At 59.9% G+C, this 2,923-nt stretch carries 1 protein-coding gene and 1 pseudogene; both read left to right on the top strand.

Annotated elements, in window-relative coordinates; translation table 11 throughout:
- Positions 1-2,551: alanine--tRNA ligase (gene alaS / locus ACIONG_RS25070; RefSeq protein ID WP_401303365.1), on the top strand; the 2,551-nt coding region annotated here is incomplete at its 5' end.
- A pseudogene (locus ACIONG_RS25065) lies at positions 2,526-2,923 on the top strand (aspartate kinase); the annotation flags it as partial. The gene alaS and the pseudogene ACIONG_RS25065, both read left to right, overlap by 26 nt.

Below are 2,923 nucleotides of genomic sequence, written 5' to 3'. Positions count from 1 at the left end.
TCGCTTCTTCGAAGAGCAAGGCCACACCCGTGTAGCCTCCAGCTCTTTGATTCCGGGCAACGACCCAACCCTGCTGTTCACTAACGCGGGGATGAACCAGTTCAAGGACTGCTTCCTGGGCCAGGAAAAACGTGCGTACACCCGTGCGACCAGCAGCCAGAAATGCGTGCGCGCCGGTGGCAAGAACAGTGACCTGGAAAACGTCGGTTATACCGCTCGTCACCACACGTTCTTCGAAATGCTCGGTAACTTCAGCTTCGGTGACTATTTCAAGCACGACGCGATCACCTTCGCCTGGACCTTCCTCACCGGCGTGCTGAAACTGCCGAAGGAAAAGCTCTGGGTTACCGTCTACGCCTCCGATGACGAAGCGTATGACATCTGGACCAAACAGATCGGTGTGCCGGTCGAGCGCATGATTCGCATCGGCGACAACAAAGGCGCGCCGTACGCTTCCGACAACTTCTGGACCATGGGCGATACCGGCCCGTGCGGCCCATGCACCGAGATTTTCTACGATCACGGCGACCACATCTGGGGTGGCCCACCGGGCTCGCCGGAAGAAGATGGCGACCGTTACATCGAGATCTGGAACAACGTGTTCATGCAGTTCAACCGCACCGCCGATGGCGTGTTGCATCCGTTGCCAGCGCCGTCGGTCGACACCGGCATGGGCCTGGAGCGGATCAGTGCGGTGATGCAGCACGTCAATTCCAACTACGACATTGACCTGTTCAAGAACCTGCTGAAGGCCTCGGCTGAAGCCATCGGTTGCGAGAATGGCGACCAGTCTTCGCTGAAAGTGGTTTCCGACCACATTCGTTCGTGCGGTTTCCTGATTGCCGACGGCGTGCTGCCGTCCAACGAAGGCCGCGGTTATGTGCTGCGCCGGATCATTCGTCGCGCCTGCCGTCACGGCAACAAACTGGGCGCCACTGGCAGCTTCTTCTACAAGATCGTTGCGGCACTGGTTGCCGAGATGGGCGAAGCCTTCCCGGAACTGAAGAAGCAGCAGAGCAACATCGAGCGCGTGCTCAAGGCTGAAGAAGAACAGTTCTCCAAGACCCTGGAGCACGGCCTGAAGATCCTCGAGCAGGATCTGGCAGAACTCAAAGGCACCGTGGTGCCAGGCGACGTGGTGTTCAAACTCTACGACACCTACGGTTTCCCGATGGACCTGACCGCGGACATCGCCCGCGAGCGCGGCCTGACCGTTGACGAAGTCGGCTTCGAGCGTGAAATGGAAGCCCAGCGTGTTCGTGCGCGTTCGGCCAGCTCGTTCGGTCTGGACTACAACACGCTGGTCAAGGTTGATGTGGCCACTGAATTCACCGGCTACACCGACACCAGCGGTTCGGCAAAAATCGTCGCTATCTATAAAGAAGGCAAGTCGGTCGACGTCTTGAATGAAGGCGAAGAGGCGGTGATCGTGCTGAACCAGACGCCGTTCTACGCTGAATCCGGCGGCCAGATCGGCGACTGCGGTTTCCTTCAGGCGGGCAACGCGCGCTTCGACGTGCGCGACACCACCAAGACCGGCGGCGCCTTCCTGCACCACGGCGTGCTGGACTCGGGCAGCCTGACTATTGGCGCACCAGTGGAAACCCACGTCGATGCCGAGGTGCGTCACGCCACTTCGCTGAACCACTCGGCCACCCACTTGCTGCACGCTGCACTGCGTCAGGTTCTGGGTGAGCACGTTCAGCAGAAAGGCTCGTTGGTGGACAGCCAACGCTTGCGTTTCGACTTCAGCCACTTTGAAGCGATCAAGCCTGAGCAAATCAAAGCGCTGGAAGACATCGTCAACACCGAGATTCGCAAGAACTCCGCGGTTGAAACCGAAGAGACCGACATCGAAACCGCCAAGAACAAAGGCGCCATGGCGCTGTTTGGCGAGAAGTACGGCGACAACGTGCGCGTGCTGAGCATGGGCGGTGATTTCTCCGTCGAGCTGTGCGGCGGTATCCACGCCAACCGTACCGGCGACATCGGCCTGCTGAAAATCATCAGCGAAGGCGGTGTGGCTTCGGGCGTGCGTCGTATCGAGGCAGTCACCGGTGCTGCGGCACTGGCCTACTTGAACGCTGCTGAAGAACAACTCAAGGAAGCGGCCAACCTGGTCAAGGGTAGCCGCGACAACCTGATCGACAAGCTGTCCGCCGTGCTGGAGCGCAACCGCGCGCTGGAAAAGCAACTGGAGCAATTGCAGGCCAAGGCTGCCAGCGCCGCTGGCGACGATCTGTCGAACTCGGCAGTCGACGTCAAAGGCGTGAAGGTTCTGGCCGCGCGTCTGGATGGTCAGGACGGCAAGGCGCTGCTGGCGCTGGTCGATCAGCTGAAAAACAAACTCGGCCGCGCAGTGATCCTGCTCGGCAGTGTCCATGAGGAAAAGGTCGTTCTGGTTGCAGGCGTAACCAAAGACCTGACTGGCCAACTCAAAGCCGGTGATTTGATGAAACAGGCTGCTGCGGCAGTGGGCGGGAAGGGCGGTGGTCGTCCGGACATGGCGCAGGGCGGCGGTATCGATGCCGGCGGTGTCGTACACCGGTAATCAGGTGCGGATCCTGACGGACAGTGCGCACAATAAAGCGCGTATCTTGCAGATTGATGACCAGAAGATTCGCGGTGATCTGAAAGCGGGTCGCGTGGTGGTTGTCGCCGGTTTCCAGGGCGTCGACGAGCACGGCAACATTACCACCCTCGGTCGCGGCGGTTCCGACACCACGGGTGTGGCACTGGCGGCAGCGCTGAAAGCCGATGAATGCCAGATCTACACCGACGTCGATGGTGTCTACACCACCGACCCGCGTGTGGTGCCGGTCGCTCAGCGTCTGGACAAGATCACTTTCGAAGAGATGCTGGAGATGGCCAGCCTCGGTTCCAAGGTGTTGCAGATCCGTGCGGTGGAATTCGCCGGCAAGTA

Source organism: Pseudomonas sp. NPDC087817 (assembly GCF_044742875.1).
Taxonomy (GTDB): Bacteria; Pseudomonadota; Gammaproteobacteria; order Pseudomonadales; family Pseudomonadaceae; genus Aquipseudomonas.
The sequence above is the reverse complement of the archived record's forward strand: the minus strand, read 5'-3'. Positions and strand labels throughout refer to the sequence as shown.